14 protein-coding genes are annotated in these 19,971 nt (G+C 61.7%); 1 reads left to right on the forward strand and 13 read right to left on the reverse strand.

What is annotated here, in order from left to right:
* Window positions 1-96: 96 nt before the first annotated feature.
* The 13 genes from LJE93_16780 to LJE93_16840 form a co-directional block, all read right to left on the reverse strand.
* Entirely contained in the window at window positions 97-2,244 is a 2,148-nt protein-coding gene (locus tag LJE93_16780; protein ID MCG6950570.1) for a hypothetical protein, read from the reverse strand.
* A gap of 91 nt (window positions 2,245-2,335) precedes the next feature.
* A complete protein-coding gene (locus LJE93_16785) occupies window positions 2,336-4,471 on the reverse strand; it encodes a thioredoxin domain-containing protein (GenBank protein ID MCG6950571.1) in 2,136 nt (711 codons plus the stop codon).
* A 146-nt stretch (window positions 4,472-4,617) separates the two neighbouring features.
* The gene (locus LJE93_16790) at window positions 4,618-5,775 is read right to left on the reverse strand and encodes a metallophosphoesterase (protein ID MCG6950572.1); all 1,158 of its coding nucleotides are present in this window, start codon (window positions 5,773-5,775) and stop codon (window positions 4,618-4,620) included.
* A 3-nt stretch (window positions 5,776-5,778) separates the two neighbouring features.
* Window positions 5,779-7,218, reverse strand: a complete 1,440-nt coding sequence (locus tag LJE93_16795; protein ID MCG6950573.1) for an alkaline phosphatase D family protein — start codon at window positions 7,216-7,218, stop codon at window positions 5,779-5,781.
* Window positions 7,219-7,231: 13 nt separating this feature from the next.
* A complete protein-coding gene (locus tag LJE93_16800; protein ID MCG6950574.1) occupies window positions 7,232-8,044 on the reverse strand; it encodes a sugar phosphate isomerase/epimerase in 813 nt (270 codons plus the stop codon).
* Window positions 8,045-8,054: 10 nt separating this feature from the next.
* Window positions 8,055-9,170: a creatininase family protein gene (locus LJE93_16805; protein ID MCG6950575.1), complete on the reverse strand. Its 1,116-nt coding sequence runs from the start codon at window positions 9,168-9,170 to the stop codon at window positions 8,055-8,057.
* 69 nt (window positions 9,171-9,239) lie between these two features.
* Window positions 9,240-10,250, reverse strand: a complete 1,011-nt coding sequence (locus LJE93_16810; GenBank protein ID MCG6950576.1) for a Gfo/Idh/MocA family oxidoreductase — start codon at window positions 10,248-10,250, stop codon at window positions 9,240-9,242.
* A gap of 26 nt (window positions 10,251-10,276) precedes the next feature.
* The gene (locus LJE93_16815) at window positions 10,277-11,434 is read right to left on the reverse strand and encodes an alcohol dehydrogenase catalytic domain-containing protein (GenBank protein MCG6950577.1); all 1,158 of its coding nucleotides are present in this window, start codon (window positions 11,432-11,434) and stop codon (window positions 10,277-10,279) included.
* A gap of 52 nt (window positions 11,435-11,486) precedes the next feature.
* Window positions 11,487-12,398 carry a PfkB family carbohydrate kinase gene (locus LJE93_16820; GenBank protein ID MCG6950578.1) on the reverse strand — a complete coding sequence of 304 codons (912 nt, stop codon included), beginning with the start codon at window positions 12,396-12,398 and terminating at the stop codon, window positions 11,487-11,489.
* Window positions 12,399-12,406: 8 nt separating this feature from the next.
* On the reverse strand, window positions 12,407-13,756 hold the full coding sequence (locus tag LJE93_16825; GenBank protein ID MCG6950579.1) for an MFS transporter: 1,350 nt from the start codon (window positions 13,754-13,756) through the stop codon (window positions 12,407-12,409).
* The gene (iolG, locus tag LJE93_16830; GenBank protein MCG6950580.1) at window positions 13,753-14,751 is read right to left on the reverse strand and encodes an inositol 2-dehydrogenase; all 999 of its coding nucleotides are present in this window, start codon (window positions 14,749-14,751) and stop codon (window positions 13,753-13,755) included. The genes LJE93_16825 and iolG (LJE93_16830) overlap by 4 nt, the downstream gene beginning before the upstream one ends.
* Complete coding sequence (gene iolG, locus LJE93_16835; GenBank protein ID MCG6950581.1) at window positions 14,748-15,782, reverse strand: inositol 2-dehydrogenase; 1,035 nt, start codon at window positions 15,780-15,782, stop codon at window positions 14,748-14,750. The genes iolG (LJE93_16830) and iolG (LJE93_16835) overlap by 4 nt, the downstream gene beginning before the upstream one ends.
* Window positions 15,783-15,928: 146 nt before the next feature.
* Window positions 15,929-18,628, reverse strand: a complete 2,700-nt coding sequence (locus LJE93_16840) for a TonB-dependent receptor (protein ID MCG6950582.1) — start codon at window positions 18,626-18,628, stop codon at window positions 15,929-15,931.
* Between the two features lie 218 nt (window positions 18,629-18,846).
* Between LJE93_16840 and LJE93_16845 the strand changes: the two genes are divergently transcribed.
* Window positions 18,847-19,965 (forward strand): LacI family transcriptional regulator, encoded by a 1,119-nt coding sequence (locus tag LJE93_16845; GenBank protein MCG6950583.1) that lies wholly within the window; start codon window positions 18,847-18,849, stop codon window positions 19,963-19,965.
* The last annotated feature ends 6 nt before the right edge of the window (window positions 19,966-19,971 follow it).

Consider the following 19,971-nt stretch of genomic DNA (forward strand, 5'->3'; position numbering starts at 1 on the left):
TCGCAGAAACCCTTCTGATGAATATGGCGCTGCCGGTTGTCGTCAGCTGTGAAGAAGAAGCCACAGGCCGCCTGCCCCAAGGGATTCCGGAGAGGCCTACGAACGCCTTCGGACGGTCGCGACCCCGTCGTCGAGACCCGGCGCCGAGGCGATGATGGTGAACTCGCCGGTGTCCCTCCCTGAGCCGAGATAGGTGCGACCCTCACCGCGCGACATCAGGACTTCGCCAGCCTCGGTGTATGCGAAGAGCCGGGCATCGCCACCAACTGAAACCGTGACATGCCCGTTCCAGTCCCGTACGGGTGTTCCGGAACGGTCGAGGACCGTGAGGTCGAGCGGCAGGACTCTACCCGGCGGGACATCACCATCGATCGTGATCGCCACGGTCGTCGCGTCGCCCCAGGGGCGCAGCTCTTCACACACCGTCATGCCGCCGCATCGACCGATGGCCTCGACGGCGGTGAACGGCCCATCGATGGGTACGACGGTGTGGATCTCGCCTTCGACCTCGACAGGGGTCTGCTTGCCGATGATGAGGTCGAGCCGATCGCAGTTGCTGAAGGCGTGGACCTCCGCGCCGTCCACACCTTCGACCCGGAAGAGCGAAATGAAGGGCTCGGCGGCGTACCGTGCGCGAAAGAGTTCGGCTGCCATTTTGGGTCGGCGCCAGGCATCGAAGAGGCCGGTGAACCGGCGATAACGTTTGCGGTGCTCGGTCGCGTAATCGGTCAGACTCCAGACCGCGTGACCGGCCAGGTAGGGACGGCCGGCCATCTGCGACCATTCTCGTTCCATTGTCGCCACCTGGGTGAGCTCCTCCCGGTCATCGCCCTTGATGCTGGTTGGATGGTTGCAGCATTCCGACATCACCACGTTGCGGAGACGGCTGGCATCGCGTGCCGCTTCCAGAACATCGAGCTCATAGTTGACTCCCCACACATCGGAGATGCCGACTGTCTTCTCGCGGCGTGCACGGTGGAAGTTGTTCTCGGCGTAGGTTACGGGGCGGGAGGGGTCGAGGCCGTGGGCGATCTCACGGAGTTCGAGATAGGCCCTGCGAGAGCGTGATTCGTTGCCCATGCCCCAGAGAATGACCGACGGATGGTGTCGATCGCGGAGGATCAGGTCGTGCATCTGCCGCCGCGCGGCGCGACGCCATGCCCGATCGCCACCTACGCTTTTCCACGATGCGATCTCGGCGTAGACCAGAATTCCGAGTTCGTCGCAGGCGTCGAGGAATGCGGGATGCTGCGGATAGTGCGACAGCCGAACGAAGTTGCATCCGTAGTCCTTGAGGAGCCCGGCGTCTGCCCGATGGAGTTCCTCCGGAAGTGCGTTGCCGAGCCCCGGAATGGATTCGTGCCGGTTACAGCCGTGCAGATCGATGCGCTCTCCGTCGAGAAAGAATCCCTGATCGGGTCGGAACTCGGCGCGGGTGATGCCGAATCGGACGCGATCGGTGTCCACAATTCTGTCGCCGGCGGCCAATGTGCCCTCGGCGCGGTAGAGATGGGGATCGCCGGGTGACCAGCAGCGAGGATTCAGAATCTCGGTCGACACGGTGGTCATTCCGTTACCCACCGGGCCGGGTTTGACGGCTGCGACCTGTTCGCCACTCTCGGTGGTGATGACCCAGCTCACGAGGGGTTTCTCAGGAGATGCTTCCGTGCCTTCGACACGGCAACGAATCTCGATGATCTCTGCCCCGTCGGGACCAGGTCTGCACACGATATCGATGGTGCTCTCGTCTATACGAAAGGCCGGTACCCATTCCAGCCACACGTGGCCGGCGAGCCCGCCGTAGAGGAGGAAGTCGGGATCGCGGCGCCCCGGGAGAACCCTCCGTTGGAACAGGTTTTCGAGCCGAATCGCAACGGTGTGGCGGCCCGCCCGCAAGGACGTCGGCAGACCGACCTCGATTCCCAGGTACTGTCCGTCGATGACCGCGATGGCACGGCCGTCGAGCCACACATCACCGAATCCGTAGAAACCCTCGCTGCGAATCCTCCACTCCCCGGGGGTTGGTGGTGACGCGGGCAGGTTGACAGCCCGGCGGTACGCCCCTTTGCCCGAATAGCTCGAGCTGCCGGGTTGAAACGTGTCGCTTAGGTTCCAGCAGTGGGGGAGGTCGATTGCCTCGCCGTCACCGCCACGACCCTGCAGCCAGCGACGGCTCACGCGGCCGCGCACGAAATCCCAACCTTCGCTGATGTCGTGGCGCATTCTGAGAGGCGTCTCAATCATATTCCATCATGGTACCGCTCTGGCCCACAGTTGGAACGTTGAACGTTTGAAGGTTGAAACGTTCTAACGCTAAACGTTTAACGTTGAACGTTCAACGTTCTAACGTCTGATTGGCAGCGTCTTCAAGCAACGCTCGGAGTTTGTCGGGGTCGGTGGTCGGCAGCTGGCAACTGAAGTCCCGGCAGACGTAGGCCGCGGCCGCACCCTCCACCGGCTGGTAGCTCTCGGCGAACGGTGCCAGTTTGCGAATCGCGTTGCCGGCTTTCCCGGACGGGACCAGGAGCACCGCCGCCTGAGGCAGGTACATTGCGCGTACGGTGGCGATCAGCTCCGCCGTGTCCTCGGCTTCAGGCTCGCCGGCGACAACTACCTCGAGGGACGGACCGATGCTGCGTTGCAGGGCGGACATGAGCTGGGCGTGGGCAGAGGGCATCAGTTTCGCCTCTGCGGCAAAGGTGCTGAAAATGCGGTTGGCGGCCTGCAGATGTTCAACTCTGCCGGTGAGCCCCGCGAGGCGCACCAGGTTGTCGGCGGCCATCGAGTTGCCGGACGGAATCGCGCCGTCGTAGATCTCCTTCTGGCGTACCAGCAGCTCCTCGTTGTCGTCTGCGATGAAGAAGAAGCCGCCGTTCTCCCTGTCCCAGAAGCGCTTGTCGGTCTGCAGCTGGAGATCGAGCGCCCGTTCGAGGTATTTCGGATCCAGAGTCGCGTCGTAGAGCTCCAGCATCGCCGTCGTCATGAAGACGTGATCGTCGAGAAAGGCCGGGATCGAGGCGTCGCCGTCGCGGTACCGGTGGAGGAGGCGCCCGTCTTCAGTGCGCATCGTCTCGAATACGAAGCCGACTGACCTTTCCGCCGCGGCCACCCATTCCGGCTCCTTGAGTACCCTTCCGGCAAAGGCCAACGCGCCCGCCGTTAGGCCGTTCCAGTCGGTCAGCACCTTGTCGTCCTTGAGCGGATGGACACGACCCTCACGTGATTCGAATAGACGGGCCCGTACGGTCTCGAGACGCGCTTCGAAGTCGGACCCGGGCAACTTCATGTCGTCGGCAGTCTCTGCGTGGCTGTGCGAGAGGTGCGGGATGTTGCGGCCGGTCCGGCGTCCGGTTGCCTCGTCCCTGAAGTTGCCCGCGGCCTCGAGGTTCCAGATCGAGGCGGCAAACGCCGCGTCCTCCGTGCCGAGGATTTTCTCGACTTCGCCTCTCGTCCAGAGGTAGAAAAGTCCTTCTTCGCCCTCGCTGTCGGCGTCCTCGGCCGAGTAGAAACCGCCTTCGGGCGAGGTCATATCGCGAAGCACATAGGTCGCGATTTCACGCACGCTGCGTTCGAAAACCGGGTTCGAGGTTGCAAGCCATGCCTCGGTGAATGCGAAGATCAGCATCGCCTGGTCATAGAGCATTTTCTCGAAGTGCGGCACCCGCCATTCCGGGTCGGTCGAGTAGCGGTGGAAGCCGAAGCCGATCTGGTCGTAGACGCCGCCCAGGCGCATCCGCTCGAGGGTCTTCGCCACCATCGCCAGGGCGTGCTGGTTGCCGGTCCGACGCCAGTAACGGGTCAGGAACACGAGATTGTGCGGCGAGGGAAATTTGGGCGCCGAACCGAAGCCCCCGTTTGTGGCATCGAAACGATCGGCGAACTGGGAGAACGCCGTGTCAACGGTCGAACGGTCCAGGGTGCCGTTCGTGGCCCGTCCCTCCGTCCTCTCGAGCGCAGAGGCGATTCGCTCGGAGGTGCCGTGGATGCTGTCGCGATCGGTCCGCCAGAGCTCGGCGACGCGCGGTACGAGATCGAGCATGCCGATGCGACCGTGGACGCTCTCACACGGGATGTAGGTGGCGGCGTAGAAGGGTTCCTTGTCTGGAGTCATGATGATGGTCAGGGGCCAGCCCCCGCCGCCGGTCAGCATCTGGCAGACGGTCATGTAGACCTGATCGATGTCGGGCCTTTCCTCGCGGTCGACCTTGATGTTGATGAAAGTCTCGTTCATCAACGCCGCGACCAGAGGATGCTCGAAGCTCTCGTGCTCCATCACGTGGCACCAGTGGCAGGTGGCATAGCCGATGGAGAGGAAGATCGGTTTGTCCTCCTGCTTGGCCCGAGCGAACGCCTCGGGGCCCCACGGGTACCAGTCGACCGGATTCTCGGCGTGCTGGAGCAGGTAGGGGCTCTTGGAGGCAGCGAGCCGATTATTTTTTGTCGGTGGTTCGGTCGATGATCCGTGACTCATGAAGGCTCCGAGCAGACAGATGATGAGCGATACTCTGACTGACGTCACACACCGCTCAACGCTACTGAGGGCCTGCGGATTCCGAACGTTCGAACGTTCAACGTCAAAACGTCACAACGGTGTATGCCGGTTCGCCGAAGGAGCGATCAGTTCAGGACGAACTTCTTGCGGAGTTCGTACGGTCCGCCGCGGGCGTCGTCTCGGTAGATTTCCACTGTGACCTCTTCCGTGCCGACGGTCACCCGGAAGAATGAGGATCGCGTATGGCCGCGGTAATGGATCTGCTCCTCGAAGTAGCGCCCGCGCGCCTCGGGGTCTTTCGTGTACTCGGTGTAGAACTGCGCCAGCGTCTGGGTGACGGGCTGTTCCTCCATCCCGAGGTACTTCATCCATCGGTCGATGTGGTAGGCGTCATCGCGGTAGAGTTGACGCAGGGAGTCTGCCTCGCCAATGCCATGAGCTTGACCCTCGTTGAGGGCGTTATCGATCGCCGCGTACATCTGGTCGGCATAGGATGCGTCCTCGATGCCTCGAGCATGGCCAGGGTCGAGCTGCCAAAGCCCGTTGATCTTGGCGTACGAGGTGTTATGGGTGTGGCCGCAGATATAGGCATCGACGTCGTACCTCAGAAGCAGCTGATGGAAGGCGAAGGCGTTCTCGGGATCTTCATCGAGTGAGTCCCCCTGGTGGCGAATCCGTCCGTTGTCCATATCGGGCATCGGCAGGATCGGTTCGTGTCCGAAGACGAAGATCCTCTCTTTTTCCGTCGAAGCCAGGTCCCGTTCCAGCCATTCCAGCAGCTCGGGTACGAGCTCGCCCTCGAGACTCCAGTCCCTGGTCCCGTCGAAGTACTGATTGAGTACGACGAAATGCGCGTCTTCCCAATCGAAGGAGTAGGTGGTCTCCTCGCATCCTTCCGGGCCGCGGTTGACCACGTGTGGCACCGTCTGGCCGTACTTGCGCATGTACTCCATGGTCGATGGCGACTCGGGTTCGTGGTTGCCGATAACCACGTACCAGGGGTACTCCTCTCCGAGCGTTGCATCGATCAGCTCTCGGACCGCCCCCGGAGGGTGGACGTCGAGATCGCCGGGGCTGATCATAAAGGACCCCTGCCCGACTGCCTTGATCGCCTTGCAAGCGCCGGAGAAATGGGCGACGCCCTTGTCGCCGTGGGCGAAGTTCCGCATGTCCGCTGCGACGATGAAGACGAGGTCGCTTTCGGCGGCAGCCGCCGCACCTGCCGCCGACACGACTCCGGCCAGCATCAATCCTACGACAACAGCCGATGATCTTTTCGACATCTCCTAATCCTCCGGTTCGATCTCGTAGTAGCCCTTGCCGGCGTCGAAAAACTCCTGGCGTTGCCTCGAACTTTCATCAACCTTTTCGGGCCACGAGACGACTCCGTTGACGAGCTCGTCGGCACGGACGACGAAGGGCTCCCAAACGTTGCGCCCGTGGATGTCGATGATGCGGTACATGAGGCGCGGCGATTCATCGAATATGAAGTCAATAACACCGACGCTGCTGCCCTTGAAGTAGACGGGACGGATGCGCCGTTCCGGCCGTCTGTGGAGCCAGCTGTCGGGGTTGCGCTGCGCGAGCGGTGAGCTGACGAGGTCGTAGTAGTCGTAGCCGCCCTTTTCGGACCACGGGATGACGTTGAGCTCACCGATGTGCGAGTCGCCCGAAGCGAGAACGACACCGGAAATCTCCTGATCGCGAATGAAATTGAAGAGGCGGTCACGCTCATGGAGGAAGGCCGCCCAGGAATCTCCGCCCTCGCCCTTCGCCTTGCTGAATCCGCTGCCGGACACGATGACCTTGAAGATCGCTGTGCTGGCGGCGAGCTCGTTCTCCAGCCATGTGAACTGAGCGGGGCCGAGCATGGTCTTCTCGGGTGTGTCCGGGTCCGAGTTGGGATCGCGGTAGAAACGGTCGTCGACAAAGAAGAAATCGACCTCACCGTAGCTGTAGGTGAAAAAGACGCCGGGGACATCCGGCAGGCCGTACGACGGATTCGCCCAGTAGTCCTTGAAGACTTCGAGCGCTTCGAACTTGATTGGATTGGTGCGGTCGTGGTTGTTGAGAGCGAAGTCGTGATCGTCCCATACCGCGAGATGGGGGGTGTTGTGCAGAAGAGGCTGCAGTCCGGGTACGTCGCGCTGCCGCCGGTATTCCTCGCGGAGGATGTCCGGGTCGAGGGTGTCGCCGTAGATGTTGTCGCCGATCCAGAAAAAGAGGTCCGGTTCGAAGCTTGAAATCACCGGCCAAATCGGCTGTACCCGGTCGTCCTGGAACTTCGGACACGATCCGAATGCAATGCGGAACGATGCGGGAGTGCCTTTCGGGGGTGCGGTCGTGAAGCGGAAGGCCGGGTACTCGCTCAGGTATTTGTCGCCTTCGCCGTTGACCAGGACCCGGTAGAAATACTCTGTGGCTGGCGCAAGGTCCGTCAGCGTGACGACTACAACGTAGTCGCTGGCTTTGCTCGCCACGACTGCAGCGGTTGTCTTCGCCGACTTCATTTCCCAATCAGTCGCGAATTGGATGGCGACCGAGTACTCACCCGTGGTCCGCGCCCAGATCCTGGCCTCGGAGGGCGAGACGGCACCCACCATCGGCCCCTGCATCAATCTCGGATAGCCTTCATCGTTTCGCCCGGCCGCGACTGTCGGAGAAGCGAACGCCACCCACAGCAGAAGAAGAATGATCGATGCGAGAATGTCTGATCGTGAATTCATCACCGCTCCTTGTTCAATGGGGGATGACCGTTTTGAGGTGGCTGATTCCGCGTTCTGCCGCGGTATCGGCGTCGGGCAACGGCATGAACTCACCCGATACGAAACCCTTGTATCCGGTGTTTGTGAGCTCGTCGAGGATCGTGCCGAAGTCGAGGTGGCCAGCGCCCGGGTGCCATCTATTCGAATCGGCGACGTGAAAATGAAAGATGCGGTCTCCGCAGGCGCGGATACTGTCGCAGATATCGGGCTCCTCGATATTCATGTGGAATGTGTCGAGAAGGAGCCCGAAGTTGCTGGCGCCGACCTTTTCCACCAGCTCGAGTCCCTCGTCAGCGGTATGGACGAGGTCGGTCTCGTACCGGTTCAGAGGTTCGAGTGCGAAGCGGACGGAAGATCCCTTTGCGGCCGCTGCGCATCTCCGAATGGCATGGACAAGGTAAGCCATTGACTGTTCGTGAGTCTGGTCCTCCGGAGTAATGCCTCGAATCAACCCGAGGATGACGATCGCGCCGAGACGCTCAGCGAGAGGGATGTGACTGACGACTCGTTCAATGGCCGCGGCCCTGATTTCCGGGTCGTCGCTGGTGAAAGACAGTCCCTCCTCGCCCCAGGCCTGGCCGGTGCCGATAGCCGGCACGACCAGGCCACATTCAGAAACGACTCGTTCGAGCTGGCCGATGTTCACCAAATCTGGATCCCGCACGGCCAGTTCGACGCCGTCGTATCCCCAGGATGCGATCTTGGCGACGTTCGCCTCGAAGTCACCCTTGAAGGCCACCGCCTGGAACGCGGCGGCGTGGGTTGACAGCACGACGCTGAGTTTCATCGGTCGTTGCCTAGCTCTGACCGATCTGCGGTAGCTGGTAGACCGGCTTCCATCCATCGCTCAACGGCTCGCGGAGATAGGGCTCCATCTCGGCCTCGGTCCGCAGGGTGACCTCTTCGACCGGAGGAACCGTCCCTGGCGGGAATACCTCGAGGATCTGATCGTTGAGCAGGGTCAGGTACTTCAAGATGGCCGCCACCGGGCGCTTGGCCTTTTCCGCTGCGCCGTGGGTCGACTTGCCGACCACGCCTTCAGGTGTGGCTGCAATCTCGATTGCGAAGTGGCCCTCGCCTTCGGACCAACGGCTCGGCCGGCTGAACGGGTCAACCGACTTGTCGAAGTGGCCATCCGGAAGATAGCCCTTGCCTTGCGTGTCGACCGCGTAGTCCATATCCACCATGTCGGGGTGGAGAAGCAGCCCGAGTGAGGTCTCCGACTCGTCGGCGTGGACGAAGTTGGTGTCCATCTTGCCGCCCTTGGGGCCGGTGCGGAAGAATTCGCGCACCGCGCGGTGCCAGTCGATGACTCGGAAGATGCCTGGAAGCTGATAGCGCTTCTGGAACTGCTGGATCGCCGATTCGAGCATCCACAGGTGGCCGTGGTTGTTGATCAGCACCTGTTTACGAAAGCCGTCGTTCCATAAGCCCAGCATCACGTCGATCAGGAACTCGCGGGCGACGTTCTCGCGCACGATCACGGTGCCCGGCATTCCGAGGTGGTGGTAGGGGTGAGAACCGTAGTTGAGGGGGGGTAGAGCGAGGCTGACAGGATCGCCGCGTTTGGCGGTGAATCGGCGCAGCCCCTCGAGGATCTGGCTCACGTAAAGCGTATCCGATGCGCTGGGAAGGTGGCGGCCGTGCAGCTCGGTACAGCCGACCGGAATGAAGACGATGTCGTTCTTGCGGCGTTCCGCCTCGACCTGGTGGCGCACGGTGGTTTGGATGTAGGAGCCCGCCTTGCCCCACTCGCAGGGTGATGGGATGCCATAGTCGGCGAGGATGGCATCGATGTCCTCGTCGCTCGCGTCCCACACTTCTTTTTTGCACCTGCCAACCGTGTTGTCCTCGAAGAACAAATCCGGTTCGCTGGTCGCCAACAATTTTGGATCTTCTGGAAAGTCTGTCATGTGTTGCTCCCTGGTTCGTTTCGATCGCACTCTCATGCCCGCGGTTCGCGGGCGGGTTGGTTGTTCTCCTCAGCCAATCTCCACCGGTGCGCCGGTCTGGATCGATTGACGGGCTGCAATGGCGACTGCTAGCGTCGTCAAACCGTCCTGACCCGTCACCGGCGATTCGGTGTCGTCGACGACACAGTCCACAAAGGACTGCAGCATTGTCACGAAGGCGTCTCCCATGCGTTCCGGGGTAGTGAAGACGGCGTCGTGGTGCGCACCCGCCTTGTCCAATAGCCGGACCGGCGTCTTCTGAAGCCGTCCGACCTGGACGGCGCCCTCCTCACCGATCACCTCGCCGCGCAGATCATGTCCGTAGCGGGTGGTTCGGCTGGCGGTGAGAGTGGCCATCGCGCCGCTCGCGAACCGCGCGCTGACGACTGCGTTGTCAACATCGCCAACCAATCCCACGTCGGCGTCGATCAGAGCGTCGCCCTCGCCATATACCCGGATGATCTCGTCGGCCATTAACCAGCGACCGAGGTAGATGTCGTGATACATGGAGTCGAGGATGAGACCACCGCTGACCGCGAGATCGGCAAACTCGGGTGGGGGAGGGTCGACGTCTCCGCTGATCGACCGATAGAGGACGGGTCGTCCGATGGCACCGGACGCGATGAGCCTCATCGCCTCCTGATAACCGGCATCAAAACGACGCGTATGCCCCATCATCAGCTTGATACCCGCCTTCTCCACGGCGTTCACGGCACGGCTGCACTCGTCCAACGACAGGCCGAGAGGTTTTTCACACAGAATATGGAGTCCGGCGGCGGCGCATCGCTCGACATTTCCGATGTGTGCCGAAGTGCTGCTGGAAATGATCACCGCATCCAGCGACTCAGCCTCGATCAAGCGATCGAGGGTGTCATAGACCGGCACGGCGCCGCAGCGCCGGCGGACGGATTCCGCCCGCTCGGCACTGGACGTCGTCGCGGCGACAAGCCGTGCACCGCGAGTGAGATGGGCGAGGTTTTCGGCGTGGGTCAATCCCATTCGGCCCACGCCGACGACGGCCATTCGCAGTTCGCGATCCACCGCTTCTCTCCTACCCCTGATCCGCTTCAGTTCGGCTTGACCAGGATCTTACCGTCGGTTCGATCGATCGACTTGGCGATCGCGGCCACGGTGTCGTCGAGGCCGTACTTCGCGGTGATGATCGGGCTCAGATCGATGCGGCCCGACGCCACCATGCGGATCACGTTCGGGAAGGTCTCGTGACCAGAGTGCCCCTGGGCGCCGTAGGCCTGGGCGCGGCGGACCTGAAACGCCTCGAGATACATCGGCACACGTTGCGCCGCACGACCGATCTGGACAATCTTGCTGTTGATCGCGAGTCCCCTTTCCATCTCCGGAATCATCAGGTGGGGAACGCCGGCCGCTTCGACGTGAAAGTTGAATCCCTCGCCCTTGCTGAGCTCCATCAGGACGTCACCCGCAGACACTTCGCGCGGATCGTAGACGAAGTCCGCTCCGACTGCCTTGGCCAACTCACGCCGTTGAGGCGACACCTCGAAGGCGGCAATGGTGCTCGCACCGCCCGCCTTTGCAAGCGCTATCGCAGCCAACCCGATCGGTCCGGCGCCGACCACGTTGACGAAGTGCCCGGGTCTGAACCCACCGGCCCGCTCGAACATGGCGTTGTAGGCGACGCAGGTCGGCTCGGTCAGTGCGGCCAGCTCGTAGGCTTTTTCCTCGCTGCCGACCCTCTCGGCGATGGCGTCGATCTTCCAGCAGAACTTCTCGTCGACCGCGATGTAGTTGGCAAAGGCACCGGGAATGGTGAAGCCGATCTCCTCGAGGTTGGTGCAGTGGTTGGGGTAACCGTTACGGCAGGGGATACAGCGGCCGCACCAGATCATCTCCTCGACGGTCACCATGTCGCCTGGTTGGAGGAGTGTGACGTCCTTGCCGACCTCCGCGACCTTGCCCGAGAACTCGTGGCCGAGAATGGTCGGGAACTTGGTCAAACCCGGGTAGAGGATATAGTTGTCATCGTCCGTCTCGTAGAAGTGCATGTCGGAACCGCAGACGCCGCACGCCTGGATCTCGAGAAGGACTTCGTTGGGACCCGGTGTCGGATCCGGCCAGTCCTTGACCTCGAGCGTCGGGTTGTGCCAGATGGCGTTGCCGGTGATGGCTTTCCCGGTCTTCTTTTCCCAATCGGAAACCGTGTAGTCCGGTTTCGGCTCCCACTTCGCATCCAAAACCATACCTTTCATGACGTGCCTCCTTTTGCATTTTCACGACGTCTGTCCGACATCGGTAGGATTTCTAGGTAGTCGGTTGAACTCCTTTGTAGGTGTTTTCGAGAAGCTCGACGATCGCTTCGTACGGTCTTCGAATCGGCCCGGGGGCCTCCATCTTCAGACTGGTGGTCGCGGCCGACCAGTAGAGTGCCTCCTCGGGCGGTCGGTCGAGCCGGGCCGCGACGTAGGAACCGACACAGGTATCGCCGCGACCGCTGCGGCCGAGCATTGATTTCGCGTGGAACTCGGCTTCGAAGACCCGGTCTTGGGCGAGCAGGAAGATCCCATCGCCATGAGTGATGATGACCTCCCGGGGGCCCTGCGCCGCGAGCGATCTCGCCGCCCTCTCCATGTCCGTCTCACCGGTCAGGGCCTCGGCCTCGACGACGTCTGCCTTGAGTATGTCCACCAGTTCCAGCACATCTCCCTGTTCGGGCCATGCGACGTGTTCGAGCCGGCCGTCGGGCCTGCGAACGCGGATGAAGCCTTGCGCGTCGGCGCTGATCATCGATTTCTTGCTGCGCAGTTCCCGGATCGTTTCGATCGGCATCTCCCCGCGGATGGATGGGCTGATGATGAATGCCCTGGCGTTGATCGTGCGCACCTGCTCCGGGGTAAACGACCCGGCGGTGTCCGCCACCGTCAGAATCCGTTGGTCGGGATTGTCGGTCGGATACTCCAGGCGCATCAGGGTCGAGCTCGGGGTTGCAGTGGCGAAGACTGTGACCCCGAATTCTTCGAGGCTCCGAACGACGTGGAAGTCCTCCTTGGCCAGCCTCGTGACGGCTGCAACATCTTGACCGAGGGTGTGAGCCGCGTGGGCCGAGTAGGTGACGCCGCCGCCATCGGCTTGGAGCGTGCCGCCTTTGGTGATGATCGTGTCCTTGGTGTAGTTGCCGACCGTCGCGACGTCGAAAACGTGTGTGTCGTCAGACATGTTGCTCCTCAATCCCTCATGCGCACCCGCCAGAGCGAGGTGGCGAGGATGAACGAAAGCACCGATGATCCGACCCAGAACCAGATCACGGTCGTGAAGTCGTAATGCCGGATTCCGTCGATCATGGTGATACCGCGCTCGATCAGATGGCCGCTGATCTGGTCCTGGAGGGCGGCCCCGATATACGAGAACACGCCGATGAATCCCATCGCCGCCCCGGCCGCCCGCTTGGGGGCGATGTCGAGGGCGAAGAGGCCACCGAGCGAGGTCACGAGCCCGGTCAGACCGAAACCGTAGATGAAGAACGCCACGGTCATGAAGAGCGGCTTCCCGGGCGGGCCGAAGAAGACCATCAGCAGACCGGCGATCTCCATCGCCGCGAAGATGACATTCGTCGGCGGACGACGCGCGTTGAAAACCTTGTCGGAAGTGAAACCGAAGGCCACCGCGCCGAGGATTCCGGCGATGGTGTTTACCGAGATAATGGCGCCCGCCTGCATCAGCGTGTAGCCCTTGGCCTCCTGAAGGTAGAGCACGCCCCAGCTGTTGATCGCGTAGCGGGTGACGTAGATCGAGGCGCTCGCGAGCGCCAAGACCCATATCGCGGGGATCTTGAGGATCGTCCGCTGAACGGCCCACGTACTTTCTTTCCTGTGCTGACTCCCTTCATCCGAACTGACGAAGTCGTCCTTCCATTCGGCGATCCTTGGTAGGCCGAGAGTTTGTGGCCGGTCCTGCATCAGGAGGTAGAGCCCGAAGGCCACCACAATGCAGATTAATCCCGGGCCCCAAAACCCGGCCCGCCATCCCCACAGGGTCACGAAGCCGGCCACGCCGACAAAGGTCAGACCCTCGCCGATGGCGTGGGCGGTGCTCCAGATGCCGTACATCCGACCGCGCTCTTTGTTCGAAAACCACGTCGCCAGAGCCACCGCTCCGGTCGGAGCGCCGAATCCCTGGAACCACCCGTTGAGACCCCAGAGAAGGACGGAAAGCCAAAGGATGGTCGAGAAGCCCATGCCGATGTTGATCAGGGCTGAGACCAGAACTCCGAAAGCGAAGAAAAGCTTGAGGTTCATGTGGTCGGCGAGGAATCCGTTGGTCAGCTTGCCGAATGCGTAGGTGTAGAACAGTGCCGAGCCGATGATCCCGAGCTCGACCGGGGTGAAGATGCCACCGTCGATCAGCGGTTTCTTGACCATCGACAGGGCCAGGCGGCAGGTGTAGACGAGGCCGTAGCCGATGGTAATGGCGAGCATGATGCGGACTCGATGCCGCCTGTACAGACTGTCGACGCGGTTCTGATCCTCGATCAGCGGCCGATCCTCGCCGGTGAGAAACCCGCGGAGGAGGCTCATGGCGCCTCGACCTTCACCGGCCGGTTTTCGGCCATCGACTGGGCGGCCGCGAGACCGACCAGGACCGACATCAATCCGTCGCGCCCGCCGACCGTTGGCTCGTGATCATCACGAATGCTGGTAAAAAAGGACTCGAGCTCGGCGACGAACGACGCCTGGTAGCGCTCGAGAAAGAAGTACAGCGGCGTGTCAGCGCTGACGCCGTCGGCACGGTTCATTACGACCCGGTTGGCGGTTTCGTTGCCCGCCTCCGCGCTGCCCCTCGAGCCGAAAACCTCGACCCGCTGGTCATAACCGTAGACTGCCTGGCGGCTGTTTTCGATTACCGCCAGCGCGCCGTTGGCCATCTTGAGGGTCGTCACGGCCGTGTCCACGTCCCCGGCCTTACCAATGGCCGGGTCGATCAGGACAGCTCCCATAGCGTGCACTTCCTCGACCTCGCTGCCGGTCAAATACCGGACCATGTCGAAGTCGTGAATCGTCATATCGAGGAAGATGCCGCCCGAGCTCTGAACGTACTCGACGGGAGGGGCCTCCGGGTCGCGCGAGGTGATCTTGACGATGTGGATGTCGCCCACGTCACCGTCGGTCACCGCCTGCCGGACCCGTGAAAAGGTCGGATCGAATCGCCGGTTGAAACCCACTTGCAGCTTGACGCCCGCGACGTCGACCACATCGATTGTGCGCCGGATCCGCTGCGGGTCGAGGTCTATCGGCTTTTCGCAGAAGATGTGCTTGCCGGCGGTGGCGGCGGCCTCGGTGAAATCTGCGTGGGTCGGAGTCGGCGAGCAGATCAGGACTGCCTCGATGTCCGGGTCATCGAGCACCAACGACGGGTCGATTCCAGTCTCGATGCCCTCCGGCGGCCATGCACTGAAATCCGCGTAGGGATCGGCGATCGCTTTCACCCGCACGCCGGCCATACTCAACAGATTTTCAGAATGGAGGCGGCCGATCCTACCGGCCCCCAGCACGCCCACGGTAATCGTCTTCATGCAGTTGTCCCTTCGCCGGCGATCGGGGAGTTCTCCGTCAGCCGGACGGGCCGATTCTGGTCGAATGATTTTCGGGCGGCGACCGCTACGCGGACGGCGGCGAGGGCATCCTCCGCGCTGGCCACGACCGGGTTGTTCTCTCGCACCGCGGTCAGAAAACTGCGCAGTTCGGCAACGAAAGCCTCCCGATAGCGGGAAACAAAGCCGTCGTGAGGCGTTCGGCGGACCACGCCACCGGTGGTGCTGACCACGCGAGTACTGGGAATCGTGTTGTCGACTGCGACGCTGCCTGCGGAACCGAAGACTTCGAATCGTTGATCGAGGCCGTAGACCGCCTGCCGGCTGGCATCGATCACGGCCAGGGCGCCGTTGGCCAGACGCGCGGTCACGGTTGCGGTGTCGATATCGCCGGCGGCGCCGATCTCGGGATCGATGAGCACGGCGCCGGTGGCGAAGACCTCGACTATTTCCGAGCCCGAAAGGAATCGAACGGCGTCGAAATCGTGGATGAGAAAGTCTAGGAAGATCCCGCCCGACCGCTTCACGAAATCGATCGGCGGCGCCTTCGGATCACGATTGGTGACCCGCACCGTGTGGACCTCTCCAATTTGGCCATCACGAACCGCTCCGACGAGGTCGAGGATGCTTGGGTCGGAGCGGCGGTTGAAGCCGACCTGGAGCTGAACACCGGCGGCACTCGCGGCCTGGATCGCCGCCTCGATCGGTCCTTCTTCGAACCCGACCGGTTTTTCACAGAAGATATGTTTGCCCGATGCTGCGGCCTCCTGGATCAGCTCACTGTGAAGACCGGAGGGGGCGGCGATGACGACCGCATCAATCTGGGGATCGCCGAAGACCGTTGCGTTGTCGGTCGAGCAGATGGGGATCCCGAGCTCTCTGGCCCAGTCTTCATCCAGGTGTGGGCTCGCAACCGCCCGCACCTCGGCCTCCGGTACGAGGTGGGTGAGGTTCTCGGCGTGCATCCTGCCGATCCGGCCTGCCCCGATGACACCGACCGTCGTGTGTTTCATGTGCCTGTCGTCTCCATTATTTGATAATCATTCCTGATTTGAATGTGAATAGAGCTGTCGCTGAAACGTGTTCACAATTTCCATCGACGAACCTTCTTTGATCCCCGGGGCCGGAGCCCCGGGGACGTCGCTCATTCGTAGCGTTCCTACAGGTCGAACCTCACACCCAGGGTTGCCCACCAGCCGTAGTACTCCTGCTGCCGAATGCGGTCGGCGACTCCCTCGAAGACCGTATACGGTTCGTTGGTGATATTGATGGCCTCCAAGACAACGCTGAACTCGTCAGAGATCTGGACCCGCAACAGGAAATCGAGCTGGGCGTGGTCGTCGACCCAGAGATCCTCCTCGGGATCTCCCCCGACCTCGAGGATGTTCTTGCCGTTGAAGTTGTAGGAGAGTCGGGTCGAGATGCCGTACTTCTCGTACGAGATTGCGAGGTTGGCGACGTTCTCCGCCTGCCCCGGCAGTGGTCCAGATTCGCGGTCGGGGTACTTGCCTTCGGAGTCGACGTAGGTGTAGTTGCCGTAGAGACCGAAGCCGCCCCAAAAACCGGGCCAGCTGGTGAAGTTGTTCTGGAAAGCGACCTCGACACCCCACAGGTCCCCTTGCTCGCCGTTGCGCGGCTGAGTGATCTCGAACTCCTCACCGTCGACGATCTCGTCGACGTTGTAGAAGAAGATGTAATCCTTCAATTCCTTGTAGAAGACGCCGGCAGAGATGATGCCGAGCGGCTGCAGGTACTGCTCCCACATGAGATCGAGGTTCCACGATGTGGTGACATCGAGGTCCGGGTTGCCGAGCTCGATCTCCATGTCCTCGATGTTGAGCAGGCGCCACGGCGCCATGTCCTCGAAGTTCGGTCGCGCGAGGCTGCGGGTGACCGCAGCTCGAAGCTGGGAATTGTCGCCGGTCTTGTAGACGAGGTGGAACTGGGGCAGCCACTCCGTGTAGCTCTTGTCGCCGGTGACTGGCATCAGATCGAGAGGGTCTCCCTCCTCATCGAGGACCAGTTCATACGCCGTGTAATCATCCTTCGTGCTTTCGACCCTGACGCCGCCGAGGAATGACGTCCTCGCTCCGAAGAGGAGCTCCGTCATGGCGTAGGCTGCATACGTATCCTCGTCGATCCCGAAGTCCGCCAGGTCCTCTTCGAGGTCCTTCTCGCCTTCGAGATCTCCGCTTGCCAGCAGTTCGCGCATCATGCCGGGGTCTTGGAAGGGTGTGATTTCGTCGTCATAGCGGCCGAGAAAGAACGAGGTTTCGGATTGCCAATCGTTCAGGAAGGGTACGAAGTTGAGATCGTCGTCCGACTCGTATTTTGAAACCTCGTAGTTCTGCACCTTTTCTTTGAGGCGGGCCTTCGCGCCGAACTTCCAGAGGCCGCTGAATCCGGCGTCCCTGTAAAAACCTCGGGTGAGGTTGAAGGCACCGACGTAGTCCTTGTCGGTCGCCTTCTTGTACTCGGTTTCAAGTTCATCGAACCAGTATTCGGCTGGGTCCTCGTTCAACGGGTTGGCCTGGATGTTATTCGGGTTGATCGAGCCGGGGCTGACGTTGGGGTTGAACTCCACATCCTCCTGGATGAAGGCCGCGGTGACCTGGTTCGGTGTTTCCTCGGAGGACTTGTTCCAGGCCACGTGATAGTCGATGACGGTCGACTCGCCGACGTTGTTTTCGCCCCTGAAGGTAATGGAGTTGATCCAAGATTCCTGCCGCCGGTCCCGGGTGGCCCGCTCGAGCTCGTTGTCGCCGACCGCGTTGTTCTTCGCGCGCCGGATCTCGGTGTCGATGTAGTTGGTGTAAAGGCCGCGCAGGGAGTAGCTGGAGCCATTGGAGGCGCGGTAGTCCAGGTCGCCGGTGGCCCCGTAGCGCTCCCGCTGAATCGTGTAGTCGCGCATCTGGAGCTCGTCGAGCTCTCCGTCGTCGTACTCGGGCTCAATGTTGTCCGAGCCGGCCTTGCGGTCGGCGCCGCTACCGGAGATCAGCAGCCCCCAGTCCTTGTCGGCGCCGAAGCGGGTGCCGAATGTGAGCTGTGCAGTTGGCGCGGATCTGTCGGTGATCTCGTTGTAGACCCCGCCGAGGGCAGCCGAAACCCGGGTCTCGTCGGGCGCCTGCGAGGTGACCAAATTGACAGTGCCGCCAATCGAGTCGCCGTCCATATCCGGGGTCAGGGCCTTCGACACCTCGATCGCCGCCAGGAGATCCGCCGGGATGGTGTCGAGGGCAATGGTCCGGATCCCGGCTTCGGACGACGGGATGCGCTCGCCGTTGACGGTGGTTGAATTGAGCCGCGCTTCCGTGCCGCGAATCATGACGTACCGTCCCTCGCCCTGGTCACGCAGCAGGCTGACAGCGGGGATCCTTTGGGTGGCCTCGGACGCGTTTTTGTCCGGGAAGCGCCCTATCTGGTCGGAGGCAACGATGTTCGTGATATTCATCGCGTTCTTCTGCCGGTTGAGCGCCTTGGCCTGACCAACCAGCAGCGGTGTGCCGCGAACCTCGATCTCGGCGGCATATGCGAGGGCCATGTCGAGACTGGCGGTCTGCCCGGCAACGACCATGACGGCGGATGTTGCCGACTGAAGGCCGAGGTACTCGAACACGATGGTCTGGGCACCTGGGGGTACGGTCTTCAACGTGTACGATCCGTCAGCGTTCGTCACGGTTTCCAGGTTGGTGCCCTGCACGGTCACCCGGACATCTGACACCACATCGCCCGCGGGACTGGTCACCGTTCCACGAATGGCACCAGTGCCCGACTGGGCTCGGACCGTCCCGGGCGCTGCAATCACGATGACCAGAACGGCCATCAACGCGATCCATCGAAACTCTTTCAAGGACATCATCGCTACCTCCTATCGGTCAGAAAGTTGATCGATTGCGAAAAACCGGCCGGTGGTCCTCCCACCCCACCGTCAAATTTTTGTTCTGATGTAAGGCCTGCGAAATAAAGGCAAAACGGTGTGTTTCCCATGTATTTGACATCCTTTGGAACGTTCCACCTTGAAAATCAACGTTCCAGGGTTTATATTTTGGAACGTTCCAAAAGGAACATAGGGCCTGAATGGAGCAAAGTCAAGTGTCACCACGAGGAAAACCGAAACCGCAACAGTCGCAAAGCAGGCCGACGATTCACGATGTCGCGCGACGTGCGGGAGTTTCGAAATCTCTGGTGTCGATGGTGACGCGCGGCGAGGATGGGGTCAGCGCCGAGAAGCGCGAGGTGATCCTCAAGGCGATCGAGGAGCTCAATTACCGGCCGAACGTACTGGCGCGAAGTCTTGTCGAACGCCGCACTCGCATTCTCGGTGTGATGATTTCAGACCTCAGGAACCCGTTCTTCGGGGGTGTGGTGTCGGGAATTCAGGGCCGTGCGGCGGAGCTCGGATACCGCGTTCTTTTCAACACCGGGGATCGACAACGAGAACTCGAAGAAGAGGCGATCGAGAGTTTTCTCGATTTGAGCGTCGACGGGCTGGTGCTCGCATCACCGAGAGTCGACGACGAGTTTATTGCCCGCGCCGGGCACTCGGTCCCGATCGTGGTTTTGAACCGCAACACGATCGATGACTTGAGTGACAGTGTGACAAACGACAACATCGCCGGCGCCCGGCTCGCGGTCGAGCACTGCGTGAGCTTCGGACATGAAAGGATCGCGTTTATCAGCGGTGGTGACAGCGCTGCGGCGCAGGTCCGACGCGAGGGTTATTTGAGGGCGATGCGCGAGTTCGACCTCGCTGACGACATCCTGATCGTCGAAGGCGTGCATACCGAGGAGGGCGGTTTTCGGGGCGCCCGAGAGCTGCTCAAAATGAAGTCCCTTCCGACGGCCGTATTCGCTTCCAACGACCTATGCGCCATCGGAGCGATGAACGCCCTCGAGGAGGCCGGCTTGACGATCCCCGACGACCTCTCAGTGGTCGGCTACGACAACACGACCCTGGCCGCGCTGCGCCACATTGACCTGACGAGCGTCGATCAGCCGGGAAACGTCATGGGGCGATCCGCGATCGACCGGATTGCTGAACGCATCAACGGTGAGAGGCTCACCCCACGCCACGATGTGGTTGCTCCCAGCATCGTGGTTCGCTCGACGACCGGCCCGCCGCCCGACCAACGGAAGGGTGTCACACCCTCGACCAAACCTTTCGAGAACACGAGCCATCTCAATGGTAGTGAGTGATTCGAA

Source organism: Acidobacteriota bacterium (genome assembly GCA_022340665.1).
Taxonomy (GTDB): domain Bacteria; phylum Acidobacteriota; class Thermoanaerobaculia; order Thermoanaerobaculales; family Sulfomarinibacteraceae; genus Sulfomarinibacter.